Raw genomic sequence first — 16,812 nt, forward strand, 5'->3', positions numbered from 1 at the left:
GTATTATTGGTTATGCTCCGGTTTCCTTATCCGGTGTGATTTTTCCATCACAAATTCGCCCTGCCGATTGCACGAAATGCCTGATATTGCTTGACAGAAGCACTGTTTGTTGCGTAGAATTGTGTATCGCGTTGATAGCGGGGCGTTCCCTGTTTCCTCGTATGAGCCGGTGATTTAACGAAGGTGAGAGATCGTGCAGATCAACAACCTGAGAGAGCTTTCCGATCGCTACGTGTCCGTGGTGAGAAACCTGTGCCGTTTGACGTATATCGCAAGACTGGATGAGTGGCAGGGGCTGGACATGACCGTGCCCCAGGTCAAGACACTGATCCTGCTCGAGCACGCGGGTCCGCTCAGGATGGGCCAGTTGGCCGGCTCCCTGGGCAGCGGCCTTTCCACGACCACGACCATCGTGGACCGCCTGGTGAAAAAGCAGTTGGTTCAGCGGGATTCGGACCCGAACGACCGGAGAGTCGTAAAGTGTGAACTAACCAAGAACGGCCGGGTGGCGACCGATATGTTCTGGGAGCACATCAGGACCAGGGCCATGAAGGTTTCCGACCAGTGGGACCTGGAACAGTTCGAAAAGGTGGTCCAGTCGCTCGAACTGATCTGGTGTACGGAAGAAGAGCTTCGAACGAACGACGACGCCGCATCGACTGCCGCCGCTTCCGGTTGATGGTTCGGCGCCAGTTCCGTCGCGTAATTACAGATTCCAGCTCTTTTCTTCATATTGCCTCGGATCTACCCTTCCTTTAGCCTGCATCAACCTCGTGATTAGTCTACCTTCAGTCCTGAGTCCACCTGGCAATTAGCCTGCATAATGGATCCTGAGTCCACCCACCGATCAGGCTGCTTCTTCATTGCTGCGTCATCCAGGCGATTGAGATGTATTTGCCCCATGTATAGCCCACGAATTGCCCCTACCTTAGCCCACGATTAGCTGCGACTAGCCTGCGTTTAGCCTGACCGCTCCGCCGGCCCCCGATTCGAACCGGACCAATGCCGGCCTCTGCGCTGGTTGTTTTGGTGCGAACTCGCGGACCTTTCCCAAGTAGCAGCCGTGCGACCGGCCGTGCGATCGCTCGAGCACGCAGGAGTCCATCCGCGGGGTAGCCTGCACGCCGATCCTTGCGGAAAAACAACTACGAGATCGCAGCTCGCGTTGCCGACTAATGGATTTAGAAGGGAGGAATCATGGCCAGGCGACGGTCCTTGAGATCCATTCCCATTACGGTATTTCACTCATTCCAATGAGGTGTCGACATGAGATTCAGGTTAACGGTAAAATGTGAACCCGACGGGGATGGGTTCCACATTCGATGTCCCGCGTTTCCTGATATACTCATACGGAGCAAGACCATCGAAGAAGGAATTGAACAGGTCCCGGATGCTATTCTGCTTGCTATGGACCATCTGTTCATGGAGGGCGTAACCCCTCCTTTCGGTGAGCACTTCGGTATAGAAGGCGACCTGGATGGTACGCCGCCCAATATACTTCCCTATGAATCGGAAGCGTTGAACTAAGCGGTTATCTCGCGGTCAGCCTTACACCGACCCAAGTACGTTCTTACACCATGGACCGTCGTCTATATACAGCCTTCGCGAAAGCCGATCATAGTCGCGAACTAACCGTGATCGCCTTTGCCTGTTGGCGGTTTCTTATATAAAACACGAAATAACACATTATATATTTCAATATTTACGTTTATACCATATAATGAATTATTTTTAATGTGTATGCAACGGCAAATCACTATATTGGAAAGACCGGATGACTGTCGATTCCTCAAGGCGTGCGTCAAGGTGTGCGTCAAGGCGTGCGTCGGATTTATGAAAACCGGGTAACGTCGGTGCGCTGGGATCATACGGCGGGTTCCATCACAGTAAGCATCGCATGGAGAACGGTAGATGAGTAGGGATCTCGAGCTTCCGGACACGGAATTGACCATTCTGGAGAGCATCCGGAATATGCCGCGGACCTGGTTCATTATCTGGCTTATTCTGACTCTCCTCAGCACCGTTGACTTGAATGTTTTGTGCGTCGAAATCCTGACCAGTGGATGACCGCCCGTGACCAGAAGGATAAACCGCAAGACTAAGGTAAATACATGAGCGAGAACAAAGACATGACATCGCGTGGCAAGCAGGGGAATTCCACCACGGAAATCAAGCGGTCCATCGATCGCATCGAAGGAGATCTGTACCACGGCGCCGAAAGCATATGGGTTCGGCTGGGGAAGGTCGAGGAGAAACTGGACCACGTCGCCACGAAGTCGTTTATCCTTACCGTGGTGCTGTCCGGTGTGGTTGTATTCAGCGCCATCGTATTCGCAATTCTGTGGTTTCTTGAAATGGTATCTTGAAAGTTAATCGGCCAAGTATGCCTCGCACGATCTTCGACGATTTGCCCCGCTTGCACCTGCCGAACTGTAATACCCATTGCATAGTCGGGAAGATCGACACGCAACAAAAAACCCCGAAATGCCCTCGTTCAAAGGCGCTTCGGGGATAGTGCCGGTACTGCCGGCGATCAACTGAGACTCAAGCTGTATAGCGGTACGGGGAATCGAACCCCGGTTTGATGGCTGAGAACCACCCGTCCTAACCACTAGACGATACCGCCACTTTACTTCAGTAAAATATACGCATTTCACCCCGCTGTCGTCAAGCCTTCGTACCGCGATGCAGCCGCGGTACCAATAGGTCGACGCCGCCGCCCACATCCTTCCTTTCCGGCGGGAACGCGCACTGGGGGGCAGGGATTCGAACCCCGATTCCATGGTCCAGAGCCATGTGTCCTACCCTTGAACGACCCCCCAATCGGACCGGCGGCCGACCGGGTGATTTCCCCGACTTCCGCCGCGTTTAAGATAGGTAATTCACCTCGAAAATCAAGGAAAATCAGGGTCAGACGCGCTCGTAGGGATCGAAGAGGCGCTCGTATTCCCGCAGGGCGTAACGGTCCGTCATCCCCGCGATGTAGTCGCAGACCCTGCGCTCGAGTGGCTCGTCCCCGCCGTGTGGAACGCCGGTCGGGGGAAGCTGACGCTCGTCGGCGGTGTATTCGTTGAAGAGGCTTTCGATGAACCGGGTCGCCTTGCGGGACATGCGGATCAACCGGTAGTTCCTGTAGAAATTCTCCATCAGGAATGCGCGGAGCTGCATGTTCTTCCCGGACATGGACGGGCTGTAGTTCACCACGGGGACGTCGAGCGTGCGCACTTCGTCCGGCGACTTCACTCCGTGGCGTTCCAGGTTCTCGTGGGTCGTGCGGACCACGTCCATGATCATCTGGTTGATCAGCGCGCGGATGATCCGGTACCGCTTGCGCGTGGGGTCGAGGTCCCGGACTTTCTCCACCTCATCGCGGATTGCCCCGTCCCAGATCTCCAGGTCAGTGAGCTGGTCCAGGCTGAGGATGCCCGCGCTCACGCCGTCGTCCAGGTCGTGCGAGTTGTAGGCGATCTCGTCGGCGACGTTGGCGATCTGGGCTTCCACCGAGGCGAACTTCCCGGGCTGGAAGTCCTCCTCGTCGAAGCCGTGCGGGGCGTTGTGCTTCGCGATGCCCTCGCGCGTCTCCCAGGTCAGGTTGAGGCCCTGGAATAACGGATAGCGCCATTCGAGCAGATCGATGATGCGCAGGCTCTGCCGGTTGTGCTGGAACCCTCCGCAATGCTTCATCAGGCCGTCGAGGGCATCCTCGCCGCAGTGGCCGAAGGGGGGATGGCCCAGGTCGTGGGCAAGGGCGATGGCGGCCGCCAGGTCCTGGTTGGCGCCGAGGTTCCGCGCGATCGTTTCGGAAACGCCCGCCGTCTCCATGGTGTGGGTAAGGCGAGTCCGGTAGTGATCGCCCTCGTGGTACACGAAGACCTGGGTCTTGTATTCGAGCCGGCGGAAGGACTTGGAATGCACGATCCGGTCGCGGTCCCGCTGGAAGGGCGTCCGCCACGGCGCCTCCTCTTCGGGATGCCTGCGGCCCCGGCTCGCGCTGCTCTTCACGGCGTAAGGCGCGAGGGTGCGTTCCTCCATTTCTTCCAGCCGGGTTCTGTCGACGATCATCCGGTGTCCTCCGGAGTAGTTTCATCAGGGGCGCGGCGGCATCATGGCGCGGTATCCGGGCGCGGCGGCATCATGCCGGTCACGTGCCGGCCCGAGGCGCGGCAACCGGAGCCCTCGGCATCCGGTGCGCGGCGGTCACGTGCCTGCGATCAGGGGGCCGCCCGGGTCGATATCCTGGATCATGGTGGCGTTGAAGGCCTCCAGGGACAGGTGGCTCCGTAAATCTATGTAGTCGGGATTGTCCCACAGGTTCTCGAATTCCCAGGGGTCTCTGGCCAGGTCGTAGAGCTCGCCCTTGCCGTGGGTATGGTACAGCACCAGCTTGTACCTGTCGTTCCGGTACATGGTGGCATAGTCATGGGTATCGTTGGAGACGGCGTCGAAATACTCGCTGCGGACGAAGGACCGGTTGTATCCCGGGTCTGCCGTGCCATTCAGGATGGGCATCAGGCTGCGGCCCTGGAAATCCTCGGGTGCATGTACGTCGGCGATATCCAGCATGGTCGCCGACATGTCGATCAGTTCGACCAGCGCGTCGCTCCGGAGATCGGACTTCATGTGGCCGGGGTGGGAGAAGATCAGGGGTACGCGCACCAGGCCTTCATAGAACCGGCAGCCCTTCCACAGGAGCCCGTGGTCGCCCAGGCATTCGCCGTGGTCGCTGGTGAAGATGATCACGGTATTCTCCCGCTGCCCGGTGCGTTCGAGCTCGCCCAGGAAACGGGCGAACTGGTCGTCGATCTGCTTGATCATGGCGTAGTAGAGGGCCTGCTGCTTCCTGCCGTCGAAGGTCTCCGGGTGCCGGGCCTCCGACTGGAAGAACACGTCCCTGAGTTCATCCTGCTGGGCCAGGTCGCTCAGGCGGAAGTGAGGACCGGGCATATCGGCTGGATCGAACAGGTCGGCGTAGACGCGGGGCGGGATAAACGGCGGGTGGGGATCATAGGGGTTGAGCGTCAGCATCCAGGGCTCGTCGGGCGCCCGGCGCTCGGTGATGAACTCCAGGGCGCACTCGGTGACCCAGGTCGTCTGGTGGAGCTCGGGCGGCACGCGGTCCTCGCTCACTCGCAGGGCGTCGAGATCGCCGCCACGCTCGCGCACCCAGTCGGCGTAGTCATGCCCTACCGGCCAGTCGTCCCGCGGCGCGTGGCTGAAGCGCCAGTACCGGTAGCCATCATCCATGCGGGGTTCCGTGCGCTTCCCCGCGCTCTGAAGGTGGAACTTGCCCACCAGGCCGCAGTCGTACCCGCTGTCTGCCAGCAGTTTGGAGATCAGGGGAGGCGGATTCTCGAAGACGCCGTTGCCGTTTCGGGTGTTATGAATCCGCCCGGGATACATGCCCGTCATGAAGCTCGACCGGCTGGGCGTGCAGATCGGGCTCTGGCAGTAGGCGTGCGTAAAGGCGACGCCTCCCCGCACCAGCCCGTCCAGCGTCGGCGTGCTTACGTAGGGATTGCCGAGCGCGCCGATGGTGTCGAATCGCTGCTGATCCGTGCAGTACCAGAGAATGTTGGGGCGTAAAGGCATGTTGCTGTGCACGCGCCGCCCTCAGACCTTACGGAGCAGGCTGCGTGGTGGCGTCTTCCTCTCCGCCCATGGACGCATCCGAGTCACCGTCTTCCGCGCCCTCGTCGTCCATGCCGCCTTCACCTTCATCCATTTCGCCTTCGCCCATCTCGCCTTCGTCCATCTCGGGCGCATCGGCGGCCATGACGTGGAGCATGTCGCCCACCGCGGCGCCGATGTCGGTCGCGGCGTTGCCGCCGTTAATGGCGATCTGGAGTGTACCGGACTCCTCGTCCATCCGGGCAAGCCAGGCGCCTTCGGCCACGTCACCGTAATCGGTGACCATGGGCATGACGAGGGTCTGTTCGTTATGGGTCACCGAAATCCAGCCGTCCGCGGCGAAACCGGCTTCCATCAACTGATCGCTCGTGGCGTTCGTGTTGATGTTGGCGAATTCCTCGCTGATGCTGGTGACCTCGACGTTGATCATGGCAACGTCCATGGCCATTTCTTCGGTCGCCGCCTCTTCCATGGCCATTTCTTCGGTCGCCGCCTCTTCCATGGCCGCCTCTTCCATGGCCGCATCTTCGGTCCCGCCGCAGCCGTAGAGGCCGAACGCGCCGACCATACAGGCCAAGAGGTATGATGTAAACCGCTTCATGGTCGTGTTCCTTTCACGTGGAAATCCCATCGTGGTGGAATGAAAAAAGTAACGCTGAGTAATGTAGAGGATGATCCGTATTGCGCTGACTTCTTGGTCGTCGGCCATACGTACTATATTTATAGGGTATCAAACTCAAATTCGCAACTATAAATCGCCTGAGTCGCGCCCGGGACCGGCGGCCGGGGATCCGGCGGCTTCGGGTCCGGTAACTGCAGGTCAGGCGCCAGGTCCGGCGGCACCAGGTTCGGCGGTGGCGGCGAGTTCCGCCCACTGCCTGCGTCCCACCTCCTTGATCCGGCCGTCGTCCCACTTGCCCAGGGGACGGTAGGACGGGTGCCCGGGACGGTCCTGGCAGGGGTTGTGCCGGGTGTTGTAACAGCAGATGAGACTCCACCTCGGGTCGTCGCTCCCGTTCGGGTCCGAACGGTGCAGCACGTTCGCGTGGAAGAACAGCGCGGTGCCGGGCGACATTTCGCAGTACACGTGGTCCAGGTGTTCCAGCGCGAGTTCCACCCGCTTCGGGGCGGCTCCCACCTGGGTGCCGTACCGGCCGTGTTCGATCCGGCCCAGACGGTGCGAACCCCGGATGACCTGGAGGCAGCCGTTGCCCCGGTGGGCCCGGTCCACCGCGATGTAGCAACTGGCCATGTCGGGATACAGCGCCTGGTTGTGGTACCAGTACCCGTAGTCCTGGTGCCACTCCCACGCGCCGCCGACGCGGGGTTCCTTGACCATCATCTTGTAGTGGTACAGGTAGACCTCGTCGCCCATGAGCCGCTCCAGCGTATCGACCATGCGATGGCCGCGGCAGATGGCGTTGTAGATGTCCTCCCGGTCCGTGTCCGAGGTCAGCCACAGCTTGCTTTCGCGGCCTTCGGTATCCTCGGCGGCGCGGACGAGCAGGGCCTTCTCCCCGTCAAGACGGCCCACGTTGAGGAGGAGTTCCATTTCCTCCTCGTCGTAGAGCCCCTCCACCATCAGGTAACCGTCTTCCCGGAACCTGTTCTCGTGTTCTTCAGTGAGCCGGAACATGAATTGCTCCAGGAAGGATGGGCGGCGCTTGCAGGGCAGCGCGGCGGATGTCCCGGCGCGCGGGCGACACACGGGCAGCGCGCCCTTACACTCCGATACGATCGCGATGGCGCCGTTCGACGTGGTGCGCGACCGAGCGGCACACCCGGGAGATGCCTTCGCCGATGAGCGACTGGTCGAGGAAGCTGTAGCACAGGCGGAACTGGTTCGCGCCGCGGCCGTCGGTATAGAACGAGGGGCCGGCCACGTAGGCCACCTTCTCATGCTCGACGGCCCAGGCCAGCATCGCCGTGGAGTCGATCCCTTCGGGTGCGGTCAACCACACGTAGAATCCGCCGGCCGGCCGGGTCCAGGTCAGGCCGGGCGGGGCGTGCTCCGCCAGCGCGTCCAGCGTGACGTCACGCTTGGCCTGGTAAAGTGCCCTGGACAGCACGATCTGGGAGTCCATCAGTCCCTGGCGGCCATATTCATAGACAATACGCTGGCCGAGGGTGCTGGAACACTGGTCGCTGCCCAGCTTCGCCTGGCACAACTGGGCGATGACGGGCGGCGGCGCGGCGATCCAGCCGAGGCGGATGCCCGGCCCGAAGATCTTGGAGAAGGTGCTGACGAACAGCACGCCATCGGGATTCAGCGCCTTGAGCGAAGGCGGGGGCGCGTGTTCGAAGTACAGTTCCGCGTAGGCGTGGTCCTCCAGGATGGGAATGTTGTACCGGTCGGCCAGTTCGACCAGCCTGCGCCGCCGTTCCAGAGGCATGGTCACGCCGCCCGGGTTCTGAAACGTCGGCATGGTGTAAATCAGCTTGGCCCGCTTGCCCCGGCGTTCCAGCTCACTCAACTGCGCTTCCAGGAGGTCCACGCGCATGCCCTCGTCATCGATATCCACCGCGACGAAATCCACGTCGTAGCACCGGAAGACCGAGAACGCAGTCAGGTAGGTGGGAGCTTCCACGATGATGACGTCGCCGGGGTTGAGCAGCATCTTGGCGATGAGGTCCATGGCCTCGATGCCGCCCGTGGTGACGATGATGTCGTCCACGGTGGCGGTCACGCCCTCGACGGGCCCCATGCGGCCGGCGATCCACTCTCTCAGGGCCGTGTAACCCGCTGTGGGACTGTATTGCAGCGACATGCTGCCGTGGTTTTCGAAGACCTGGACGGCGACTTCCTTCATCGCCTCCATGGGAAACGTGGCGTCGTCCGGCAGGCCGCCGGCAAAGGAAAGCACGTCCGGCCGTTCCGCCAGCTTGAGCAGCTCAATGACTGCCGTATCGCCAATGAGTTCCATGCGGTCCGCGTATACATCCCGCCATTCCATCAAAAACCCCCTGCATAGACCCTCTGTTTACTTAAAATCGTGATCGAACTGAACCGCGCGTGTTGCCCGTCGGGTACCGCCGCGCGCGTTCATTGGATTGTACGGTCCGGGCCGTGGAAAGACAAGGCCAATTTTCCTTGACACGAACGGGGGGACAAGTCTTATCATGGCCTTCCAATGGTGGTCAATGTTGATCATCGTGTCATGATATCCATAGTATACACGGCGTCATGGTGTGCATCGTGTATACGGTGTATACGGTGTATACAGTGTACATCGTGTTCCAACACGCCCATCTACCGCTCCGCGAGGTATATACATGGCCGAGGACAGCCAGGTCGTAGCCAGTTTCCAGAAGAACAGCCAGGAAGAGTTCCGCTTCACCATCACGTCCTTCCGCGGCAACGAGTACGCCGATATCCGGATCTACTACGAGAACGACGGCGATTTCCTGCCCAGCAGGAAAGGCATCACCGTCTCCCCGGAGGCGTGGAAATCCTTCCGGTCCTGTCTGGACGAGCTGGAGTCGGAACTCAAGGAGCGCAACCTGCTCCAGGACGAAGAAGGAGAAGGCTGATCGGCGGCCGCCGGTCCGGCCCCACCGATCACTCCCGGCGCTAAGACTAGCCCACCCGGTGCCCTTCCCCGGCGAGAAAGCACTCCGGGTCGTGGCGGATGGGAAGATAACCCGTGCTCATGAGGAATTCGCCGACGATCTCGGGCCCCATGAAGCGGAAGGTCTTCCTGAATATCGCCACCCATTCGTCCAGCGAAGCGCAGTTCTGGCCGTTCAGCCAGGCCGCGAAGGAACCGTGTTCCGCGCGGATCTCCCGGATCACCCGCGCGTTGTGGATGGCCGCGTCGATCTTGAGCCGGTTCCGGATGATGCCGGCGTCCTCAAGCAGGCGCGACCGGTCCTCGTCGCCATAGGCCGCCACGCGGTCCACGTCGAACCCCTCGAAGGCCTCCCTCAGCGCCTTTCGCTTCTTCAGTACCGTCAGCCAGCTCAGCCCCGCCTGATTGATTTCCAGCACGAGCCGCTCGAAGAAATCGTCGTCCCGGGACAGGGGAAAACCGTACTCGTCGTCGTGGTAGGCGGCCAGTATCGGGTCTTTGAGCGTCCAGGCGCAACGCCGCCGTTCGTCGGCTTCTTCGACGAACTCGCCCGTCCTGACAGGGTGGACGTCAGCCCCCGTGATCCACGTCTCGGGCAGGTGGCGCACGCAGTTCATCAGGGCCAGATGCGTGTAGGTGGGCGTGATGATGAACCGGGTGACGGAGGTGTTAGCGAACCAGTCTATCCTGTCGTGTCCCATGCCCGGGGTGTCCAGGATCACGCCCACGAGGAACCGCATGAACGCCCCGTGGCTCACCAGGACGACACACTCCCCGGTGTGGCCGAACTCGTCGTGAATCCTCCGCGCGACGCGCTCCGCCCGGACCTGGGCCGCGTCGTAGTCCTCCCAGGGACGGCACTTCCACCAGCCTTCCTCGTCGAACTCGCCGCCGAGGCGGACGCCCGGGAACCCACGCTCGATCTCCGAGCGCTTCATGCCGGGCCTGCCTTCGTAGTCCGCGTTGCCCGCGCCGGCCTGGACGCCGCCCTGTTCGTGAATGTCGATCCACGCCTCCGCGGACCGACCCGTCTCGCGGATGTAGGGGGCGATGGTTTCCAGGGTGCGGAGGAACGGACTGACGAAAATGCGCGTGGGGCGAAGGTGGCGGATGCGGTTTACGAGGTATACGGCCTGCCGGTATCCGAGCGCGGACAGGGAGGGATCGTCGGTACGCTCTTCCTGCGGCCGGGCATTGTTTTCGGATTCCGCGTGGCGGATAATGTAGAGTTCCATGGGGACGGGCGGTCTTTCTCCCGGTTGGTGGCCGGTGATTGCGGTGGATGGGTCGGACGGTTCTTCTTCCGGCGTGCGGGCGGCGCAAACGCGCGCTTCGTCCAGACACGTTTTCGTCGTGGCGGACGCGCCGTCCACTTGAACCGACATGCCGTCTACTTGAACCGACACAAGGTACATTCCCGGCCCCGCCGCCGAAAGGAAAAGGTTTGACAGACAAAGCGGCACGAGTTAAGGTTTCCTCTCGTTTCCGAACGGTCCGTACCTCGACAGGAGCGCGCTTTGATGGACGGGTCCGATCAGCCCTATGTCGAATACCGCAAGGTCAGCAAGAGCTATGACGGAAAGACCACGGTGGTCGACGGCGTCGCCCTGAACATCCGAAAGGGAGAGTTTCTCACCCTACTGGGGCCCTCCGGTTCGGGCAAGACCACCTGTCTCATGATGCTGGCCGGCTTCGAGACGCCCACCTCCGGCGAAATCCTCGTGGGCGGCCGCTCCATCCACAACCTGCCGCCCCGCAAGCGCGGCATCGGCATGGTGTTCCAGAACTACGCCCTCTTCCCCCACATGTCGGTGGGGGCCAATCTCGCTTTTCCCCTCGAGGTCCGGGGCATGGACCGGGGCCTGTGCCGGGAACGGGTGGAACGGGCCCTGCAACTGGTGCAGCTGGAAGGTTTCGAGCACCGGCGTCCAGGCCAGATCTCCGGCGGGCAGCAGCAGCGCGTGGCCATCGCCCGGGCCCTGGTATTCGATCCCGAACTGGTCCTCATGGACGAACCTCTCGGGGCGCTGGACCGCCGGCTCCGCGAGGAAATGCAGTACGAGATCCGCCGCATCCACAAGAAATTGGGCGTCACGGTCGTGTACGTCACCCACGACCAGCAGGAAGCTATGGTCATGTCGGACCGCATCGCCGTGCTGCGAGACGGCAGGATCGAACAGTTGGCCGATCCCGAGACGCTCTACGAGGAACCGCGGCGTTCTTTCGTGGCCCGGTTCATCGGGGAGAACAACCGGCTGCACGGCAAGGTGATGGGCATAGAGGGCGATATCTGCGAAGTGTTCGTGGGCGGCGAGATCATCGAGGCGATCCGCATCGCGCCCTGCCAGGTGGGCGACGCCACGACGCTTTCCATTCGTCCCGAGCGTGTGGCCGTCTCGCCGAAATCCGGGCTCTACACCAACGAACTGGTGGCCCGGGTCGAGGACATTACTTTCCTGGGCGACTACCTGCGTCTGCGCGTCACGGTGTGCCGCACCTCCGATTTCATCATCAAGATCCCCAACACCGTCGGCCACGGCGCCCTGCTCACGGGCGACAAGATCCTTATCGGCTGGACGCCGACCGACTGCCGGGTGCTCGACCCGGAGACGGAAGGAGAGGAGGAATGAAGCGTAAGTCATCCAGGCGCCTGGTTCCCACGCGCCGCGTCGTGGACCGTGTCGTGGTCCCGGTCCTGGCCGCGCTGGTCCTTTTGATTTGCGGGCGCACCGCCGCGCAGGAACAGTCGATTACGCTGGTCAGCTGGGGCGGCGCGTACGCCCGCGCCTGCGAGAAAGGATTCATCGAACGATTCGAACGGGAGACCGGGATCGAAGTCCGGATGGAAGACTATAACGGCGGCCTGGCGCAGGTCCGCGCACAGGTCGACGTGGGCAACGTGTACTGGGACGTCGTCGACATGGAACTGCCGGATATGGTCCGGGGCTGCGACGAAGGCCTGCTCGTACCCATCGACGTAGACGACCTGGCTCCCGGCTCCGACGGGAGCCAGGCGGCGGACGATTTGCACGAAGACGCCATCACCGAATGCGGGCCGACCAACCTGTACTACTCGACGGTCGTCGTATACAACGACGCGCGGATCGGGGCGTCGAAGCCTACTTCAATCACCGATTTCTTCGACCTGGAGAAGTTCCCGGGAAGACGGGGCATGCGCCGCTCCCCGCTGGTGAATCTCGAGTTCGCCCTGATGGCCGACGGCGTCCCGCCGGACGAAGTCTATGCCACGCTGGACACCGAAGCGGGCGTTGGCCGGGCCTTCCGGAAACTGGACTCCATCAAAGACCGGATCGTCTGGTGGGAAGCCGGCGCCCAGCCGCCCCAGATGCTGGCCGACGGAGAAGTGGTGATGACCACGGCGTACAACGGACGCATCTTCAACGCGCAGGTCCTGGAGAGACAGCCCTTCGTCATCGTATGGGACGGCCAGGTACTGGACACGGGGGGTCTCGTAATCGTGGAGGGCACGCGGAACCTGGAGGCGGCGATGGAATTCGTCCGCTTCGCCAATACGGCGCGGTCCATGGCGGACGTCGGCCGGTACATCTCCTACAGTCCCACGCGCCGTTCCGCCATGGACCTGGTTTCAACCCATGCTGAAACCGGCGTCGCAATGAGTCCGCATATGCCGACCAGCCCCGATAACGCGCGCCGCGCCCTGCACAACGACTGGGAGTGGTGGAGCGACAACGGCGAAGAGATGAACGAGCGCTTCAGCACATGGCTGGCCAAGTGAACGAGCGCTACGGTCCCCGGCTGCGCGCCGCACTGCTGGTGCTGCCGCTTTTAATCTTCGTAGGGGTGACTTTTCTCGCGCCCCTGGCCAACATGCTGGTCCGAAGTGTCTACGATCCGGTGGTCGCCGACGCCCTCCCCGAGACCCTCGAGCGGCTGCGTGCCTGGGACGGCCAGGGCCTGCCGGGCGAAGCGGTCTATGAAGCGCTGGCCGGCGAACTGCTCGCGGCCCGCGAGGACCGCACGCTCGGCCAGGTGGCCACGCGGGTCAACCGGGTGCAGAGCGGAATGCGCAGCGCGTTCACGCGCACCGCCCGCAGGCTGCGAAACGTCGATGAAGGGCCGTGGTCCGAGGCCATGACCGGCATCCACGCGGCCTGGGGAGAGACCGGGACCTGGCGCGCGCTGCGCGAGGCCGGCGACCGGTATACATCGCGCCACTACCTGAACGCCCTCGATCTGCAGCGCGATCCCGGCGGTTCCATCGCCTTCCAGCCGGAGGACCGCCGGATCTACCTGTTCCTGCTCTGGCGCACCCTGCTCGTGAGCCTGGGCGTCACCGCCCTGTGCCTGCTCATCGGCTATCCTGTCGCGCGCCTGATTGCCCACGCCCCGCCCAGGCGAGCCAACCTGCTCCTGATCCTGGTCCTCGTGCCCTTCTGGACCTCGCTCCTCGTGCGCACGACCTCGTGGATCGTGCTCCTGCAGAACCAGGGCGTCCTCAACGACACGCTCGTCTTCCTGGGCTTCATCGGGGACGACGGACGGCTGGCCATGATCTACAACATGACCGGTACCTTTGTGGCCATGACCCACGTGCTGCTGCCCTTCATGGTGCTGCCGCTCTACTCGGTCATGAGCGCCATACCGCGGGTCCAGACGAGTGCGGCGGAGTCGCTGGGCGCGACCCCGTGGCAGTCCTTCTGGCGCGTGTACTGGCCGCAGACCCTGCCCGGCGTGGGAGCCGGCTGCCTGCTCGTGTTCATCCTCGCCATCGGGTACTACATCACGCCGGCCCTGGTGGGCGGAAGCACGGGGCAGCTCATCTCCAACATGATCGCCTTCCATATGCAGTCCTCGCTCAACTGGAGTCTCGCCGCGGCGCTGGGCGGGATCCTGCTGCTCTGCGTGGCGGGGCTTTACGTGCTTTACGACCGGCTCGTGGGCATCGAACGGATGAGGCTGGGCTGATGACGACGATGACGAAAACAACGACGACCGCCGGCCACGGTTTCTGGCGCATCGCCTACCTCGGATTCTGCGCGCTCGTCTTCGCCTTCCTGATCGCGCCGATCCTGGTGATCGTGCCGCTGAGCTTCAACGCGGAGCCCTATTTCACCTTCACCGAGGGCATGCTCCACCTGGACGCCGACGCCTGGTCCCTGCGTTGGTACCGCCAGATCATGGAGGACGAGGAGTGGTCGCGGGCACTGGCGAACAGCCTGCTCATCGGGGTCTCCGCCACGGTACTCGCCACGGGGCTCGGCACGCTCGCCGCGCTGGGCCTGTCCAGCCCGGGCATGCCGGCCCGCCGTTTCGCCACGGGGCTGCTGATTTCTCCCATGGTCACGCCCGTCATCATTTCGGCCGCGGGGATGTTCTTCTTCTACTCCAGCCTGGGACTGGCGCAGACCCACCTCGGGCTGATCCTCGCTCACGCCGCCCTGGGCACGCCGTTCGTCGTGATCACGGTCACCGCCACGCTTGCCGGGTACGACGAGAACCTTTCACGGGCAGCCGCGAGCATGGGCGCGGGCCCCCTGACTGTCTTCCGCCGCGTCCAGTTCCCCCTCATCGCGCCGGGAGTCGTCTCCGGGGGGATCTTCGCCTTCGCCGCGTCCTTCGACGAGGTCGTCGTGGTGCTCTTCATGGGTGGGATCGAGCAGCGGACCATTCCGCGCCAGATGTGGTCGGGCATCCGCGAGGAGATCAGTCCCGCCATCCTGGCCGTGGCCGTCTTCCTCATCGTCTTCGCGGTGGTGTTCCTGTTGACCGTGGAGTGGCTCAGAAGGCGGAACGCGCGGTAGGGGTGCGAGGGAGGACGGGTTTCCTCATTCCTCTGTTGATAACTTCCTCGGGTCTCTTAATTGCAGGCTTCAGTTTTATTTGTTGAGTAATAACCCTTACTCTTGTACATAACAAACAACTCGTCGTGAACCTTCTGCCAATACACTATATCGTTATCAATCTCTTCATCGACAACAGTACCGGAGTACGGTGTATCCCTTAACGTTTTTAGTTTCAGTTCTACGTTGAACATGGCCGTCCTGATCCGGATTCTTGATGCGTCATTGTATTGTCTGCTGAATGCGGTCACTACTGACCTTCCCGGATTTCATTCGCGGTTAAATTGAAATAACCCTCGATCTTAGCGATACGTTGTTCCACGTCACCGATACGGTTTTCTATCCTGTCCAACCTGTTGCGGACCCCGGTTTCAAAGAAAATGTATAGACTGAACGCGCCAGCTATGATGGCCGCGCCGACGGCTCTATCCTCCCATGACCTCGTAGTTGTCATGTCCTACCCTCCTGCTCTCTACGTTAGACTCTGTTTCTACATTTCTGATGTCGTTTCAATTCCCTCTAAGTTCAAGCGTACCTTAAACATACCGAATTGTTGACATATTGTCAATACTGTCAAACCTGTTGCAGAAGATTTCTCGTTATTCCGCGCCGTTCATATACTCGTTCATCAGCGAGTGGAAGTGGTGCACGCCGTTCTCCCGCTTTACGGAGAACCGGCCCTGGTTGTAGGACGCCGACTGCAGCCCGCGCTGCACGTGCTCGCAGATGAAGATGTCCTCCTCCTGGATCTCGTCGCCGAAGTCCACCAGGTTTTCCACGTCCTGTTCCATGTCGGGCGACAGGTACCATTCGAAGATGGTCAGGCAGCGGTCGTGGCCCAGGGGCACCACCAGGTTGGTCTGCATCTGGCCCAGGTAGATGTTGAGCATGAGCGTGGGGAAGACCCAGTAGTACTGCGTGTCGCCCTGGTCCTGCTCCGTCGGCAGGTAGCGGCGCGGTCCCTTGTATCCCTTCTTCTCCGGGCCGTAGATCGGGGCGTGCTGGATGGAATAGTAGCGAAAGGGCTCCACGCGGTAGGCGTCGTAGTCGATCTCGCGGTACAACCCCGGGTGCACGACCGGCAGGTGATAGCCTTCCAGGTAGTTGTCCACGTACACCTTCCAGTTGCAATCCATCTCGTAGTCGCGGCGCTTGGTCCACTTCATCTCGCCGATGTTGTGGCCGGCGGCGCGTTTTCCGATATCGCCCAGAAAGGCCTCCAGGGGCGGGGCGGTCTGGTCCAGGTTCACGAAGAGCAGGGGTCCCCACTGGCTGACGCGCACCGGTTTGAGCGCCATGGCGCAGCGGTCCAGGGCCTGCACTTCCTCGAACTCCGGCGCGTGGCGCAGCGAGCCGTCCAGGTTGTAGGTCCAACCGTGGTAGTAGCAGACGAAGGTCCGCCGGTTGCCCTGCTCCAGGGCCACGGGGCCGGCCCGGTGCCGGCACACGTTGAAGAACGCGCGGACCACGTCGTCGGCCCCCCGGGCGATGACCACCGGCTCTCCCGCCACGTCCACCGTGAAGTAGTCCCCGACGCGGGCTACCTGGTCCGCCCGACCCACGAGCTGCCACGTCCTGCGGAATATGTCCCTGTATTCCCGCTGCAGGAACTCCGGATCGGTATACCAGGAAGACGGAATCGTCCAGGCGGTCTCGATGTTCTCGTCGAAGGGGTGGTCTTTCATGCCGTCGTTCTCCTCAACGGGCGCCGGTCGGTACGCGCGAGCTTCGGTCTCCTCGCCGGGTGCCGGGCGGGTTCCCTTGGACATCTGCCTGCGCGCCGGCCGGCGCTT

Annotated in this window: 15 protein-coding genes and 2 tRNA genes; 8 read left to right on the forward strand and 9 right to left on the reverse strand. The window is 61.9% G+C overall.

The window, feature by feature from the left end:
- The first annotated feature begins 190 nt into the window (after positions 1–190).
- From F4Y38_12275 to F4Y38_12285, 3 genes are all read left to right on the forward strand, one after another.
- Complete coding sequence (locus tag F4Y38_12275; protein ID MXY50058.1) at positions 191–679, forward strand: MarR family transcriptional regulator; 489 nt, start codon at positions 191–193, stop codon at positions 677–679.
- A 587-nt stretch (positions 680–1,266) separates the two neighbouring features.
- Complete coding sequence (locus F4Y38_12280) at positions 1,267–1,527, forward strand: hypothetical protein (GenBank protein ID MXY50059.1); 261 nt, start codon at positions 1,267–1,269, stop codon at positions 1,525–1,527.
- A 584-nt stretch (positions 1,528–2,111) separates the two neighbouring features.
- Positions 2,112–2,366, forward strand: coding sequence for a hypothetical protein (locus F4Y38_12285; GenBank protein MXY50060.1), 255 nt, complete (start codon positions 2,112–2,114; stop codon positions 2,364–2,366).
- 188 nt (positions 2,367–2,554) lie between these two features.
- Here F4Y38_12285 and F4Y38_12290 read toward each other — a convergent pair.
- The 7 genes from F4Y38_12290 to F4Y38_12320 form a co-directional block, all read right to left on the reverse strand.
- Positions 2,555–2,626: transfer RNA gene (locus F4Y38_12290), tRNA-Glu, on the reverse strand.
- A 125-nt stretch (positions 2,627–2,751) separates the two neighbouring features.
- Positions 2,752–2,822 (reverse strand) — tRNA-Gln (locus tag F4Y38_12295).
- Between the two features lie 88 nt (positions 2,823–2,910).
- Positions 2,911–4,062: a deoxyguanosinetriphosphate triphosphohydrolase gene (locus tag F4Y38_12300; GenBank protein MXY50061.1), complete on the reverse strand. Its 1,152-nt coding sequence runs from the start codon at positions 4,060–4,062 to the stop codon at positions 2,911–2,913.
- A gap of 135 nt (positions 4,063–4,197) precedes the next feature.
- On the reverse strand, positions 4,198–5,589 hold the full coding sequence (locus F4Y38_12305) for a sulfatase-like hydrolase/transferase (GenBank protein ID MXY50062.1): 1,392 nt from the start codon (positions 5,587–5,589) through the stop codon (positions 4,198–4,200).
- A gap of 28 nt (positions 5,590–5,617) precedes the next feature.
- Positions 5,618–6,337 (reverse strand): SAM-dependent chlorinase/fluorinase, encoded by a 720-nt coding sequence (locus F4Y38_12310; GenBank protein MXY50063.1) that lies wholly within the window; start codon positions 6,335–6,337, stop codon positions 5,618–5,620.
- 111 nt (positions 6,338–6,448) lie between these two features.
- The gene (locus F4Y38_12315; GenBank protein ID MXY50064.1) at positions 6,449–7,264 is read right to left on the reverse strand and encodes a phytanoyl-CoA dioxygenase family protein; all 816 of its coding nucleotides are present in this window, start codon (positions 7,262–7,264) and stop codon (positions 6,449–6,451) included.
- 85 nt (positions 7,265–7,349) lie between these two features.
- Entirely contained in the window at positions 7,350–8,582 is a 1,233-nt protein-coding gene (locus tag F4Y38_12320; protein ID MXY50065.1) for a PLP-dependent aminotransferase family protein, read from the reverse strand.
- Between the two features lie 319 nt (positions 8,583–8,901).
- Here F4Y38_12320 and F4Y38_12325 point away from each other — a divergent pair, with 319 nt between their 5' ends.
- On the forward strand, positions 8,902–9,159 hold the full coding sequence (locus tag F4Y38_12325) for a hypothetical protein (protein ID MXY50066.1): 258 nt from the start codon (positions 8,902–8,904) through the stop codon (positions 9,157–9,159).
- A gap of 46 nt (positions 9,160–9,205) precedes the next feature.
- Here F4Y38_12325 and F4Y38_12330 read toward each other — a convergent pair whose 3' ends face one another.
- Positions 9,206–9,814 (reverse strand): DNA-3-methyladenine glycosylase I, encoded by a 609-nt coding sequence (locus F4Y38_12330; GenBank protein ID MXY50067.1) that lies wholly within the window; start codon positions 9,812–9,814, stop codon positions 9,206–9,208.
- A gap of 903 nt (positions 9,815–10,717) precedes the next feature.
- Here F4Y38_12330 and F4Y38_12335 point away from each other — a divergent pair.
- The 4 genes from F4Y38_12335 to F4Y38_12350 are packed head-to-tail and all read left to right on the forward strand — an operon-like array spanning position 10,718 to position 14,980.
- Complete coding sequence (locus tag F4Y38_12335; GenBank protein MXY50068.1) at positions 10,718–11,827, forward strand: ABC transporter ATP-binding protein; 1,110 nt, start codon at positions 10,718–10,720, stop codon at positions 11,825–11,827.
- Entirely contained in the window at positions 11,824–12,954 is a 1,131-nt protein-coding gene (locus tag F4Y38_12340) for an ABC transporter substrate-binding protein (GenBank protein ID MXY50069.1), read from the forward strand. Before F4Y38_12335 ends, F4Y38_12340 begins: the two co-directional genes overlap by 4 nt.
- A complete protein-coding gene (locus F4Y38_12345; GenBank protein ID MXY50070.1) occupies positions 12,939–14,144 on the forward strand; it encodes an ABC transporter permease in 1,206 nt (401 codons plus the stop codon). The genes F4Y38_12340 and F4Y38_12345 overlap by 16 nt, the downstream gene beginning before the upstream one ends.
- Before the next feature lie 8 nt (positions 14,145–14,152).
- Positions 14,153–14,980, forward strand: coding sequence for an ABC transporter permease (locus tag F4Y38_12350; GenBank protein ID MXY50071.1), 828 nt, complete (start codon positions 14,153–14,155; stop codon positions 14,978–14,980).
- Between the two features lie 638 nt (positions 14,981–15,618).
- Here F4Y38_12350 and F4Y38_12355 read toward each other — a convergent pair.
- The gene (locus tag F4Y38_12355) at positions 15,619–16,704 is read right to left on the reverse strand and encodes an aromatic ring-hydroxylating dioxygenase subunit alpha (GenBank protein ID MXY50072.1); all 1,086 of its coding nucleotides are present in this window, start codon (positions 16,702–16,704) and stop codon (positions 15,619–15,621) included.
- Positions 16,705–16,812: the final 108 nt, after the last annotated feature.

Source organism: Gemmatimonadota bacterium, assembly GCA_009838645.1.
GTDB lineage: Bacteria > JAAXHH01 > JAAXHH01 > JAAXHH01 > JAAXHH01 > JAAXHH01.

Excerpts from the sequence above, each read along its gene's own strand:
- F4Y38_12330 (MXY50067.1), bottom strand. The coding sequence starts at position 9,814 with ATGAACTGCGTGCGCCACCTGCCCGAGACGTGGATCACGGGGGCTGAC.
- F4Y38_12355 (MXY50072.1), bottom strand. The coding sequence starts at position 16,704 with ATGAAAGACCACCCCTTCGACGAGAACATCGAGACCGCCTGGACGATT.
- F4Y38_12305 (MXY50062.1), bottom strand. The coding sequence starts at position 5,589 with ATGCCTTTACGCCCCAACATTCTCTGGTACTGCACGGATCAGCAGCGA.
- F4Y38_12320 (MXY50065.1), bottom strand. The coding sequence starts at position 8,582 with ATGGAATGGCGGGATGTATACGCGGACCGCATGGAACTCATTGGCGAT.
- F4Y38_12325 (MXY50066.1), top strand. The coding sequence starts at position 8,902 with ATGGCCGAGGACAGCCAGGTCGTAGCCAGTTTCCAGAAGAACAGCCAG.
- F4Y38_12335 (MXY50068.1), top strand. The coding sequence starts at position 10,718 with ATGGACGGGTCCGATCAGCCCTATGTCGAATACCGCAAGGTCAGCAAG.
- F4Y38_12350 (MXY50071.1), top strand. The coding sequence starts at position 14,153 with ATGACGAAAACAACGACGACCGCCGGCCACGGTTTCTGGCGCATCGCC.
- F4Y38_12345 (MXY50070.1), top strand. The coding sequence starts at position 12,939 with ATGGCTGGCCAAGTGAACGAGCGCTACGGTCCCCGGCTGCGCGCCGCA.
- F4Y38_12340 (MXY50069.1), top strand. The coding sequence starts at position 11,824 with ATGAAGCGTAAGTCATCCAGGCGCCTGGTTCCCACGCGCCGCGTCGTG.
- F4Y38_12300 (MXY50061.1), bottom strand. The coding sequence starts at position 4,062 with ATGATCGTCGACAGAACCCGGCTGGAAGAAATGGAGGAACGCACCCTC.
- F4Y38_12310 (MXY50063.1), bottom strand. The coding sequence starts at position 6,337 with ATGGCCGACGACCAAGAAGTCAGCGCAATACGGATCATCCTCTACATT.
- F4Y38_12285 (MXY50060.1), top strand. The coding sequence starts at position 2,112 with ATGAGCGAGAACAAAGACATGACATCGCGTGGCAAGCAGGGGAATTCC.
- F4Y38_12280 (MXY50059.1), top strand. The coding sequence starts at position 1,267 with ATGAGATTCAGGTTAACGGTAAAATGTGAACCCGACGGGGATGGGTTC.
- F4Y38_12315 (MXY50064.1), bottom strand. The coding sequence starts at position 7,264 with ATGTTCCGGCTCACTGAAGAACACGAGAACAGGTTCCGGGAAGACGGT.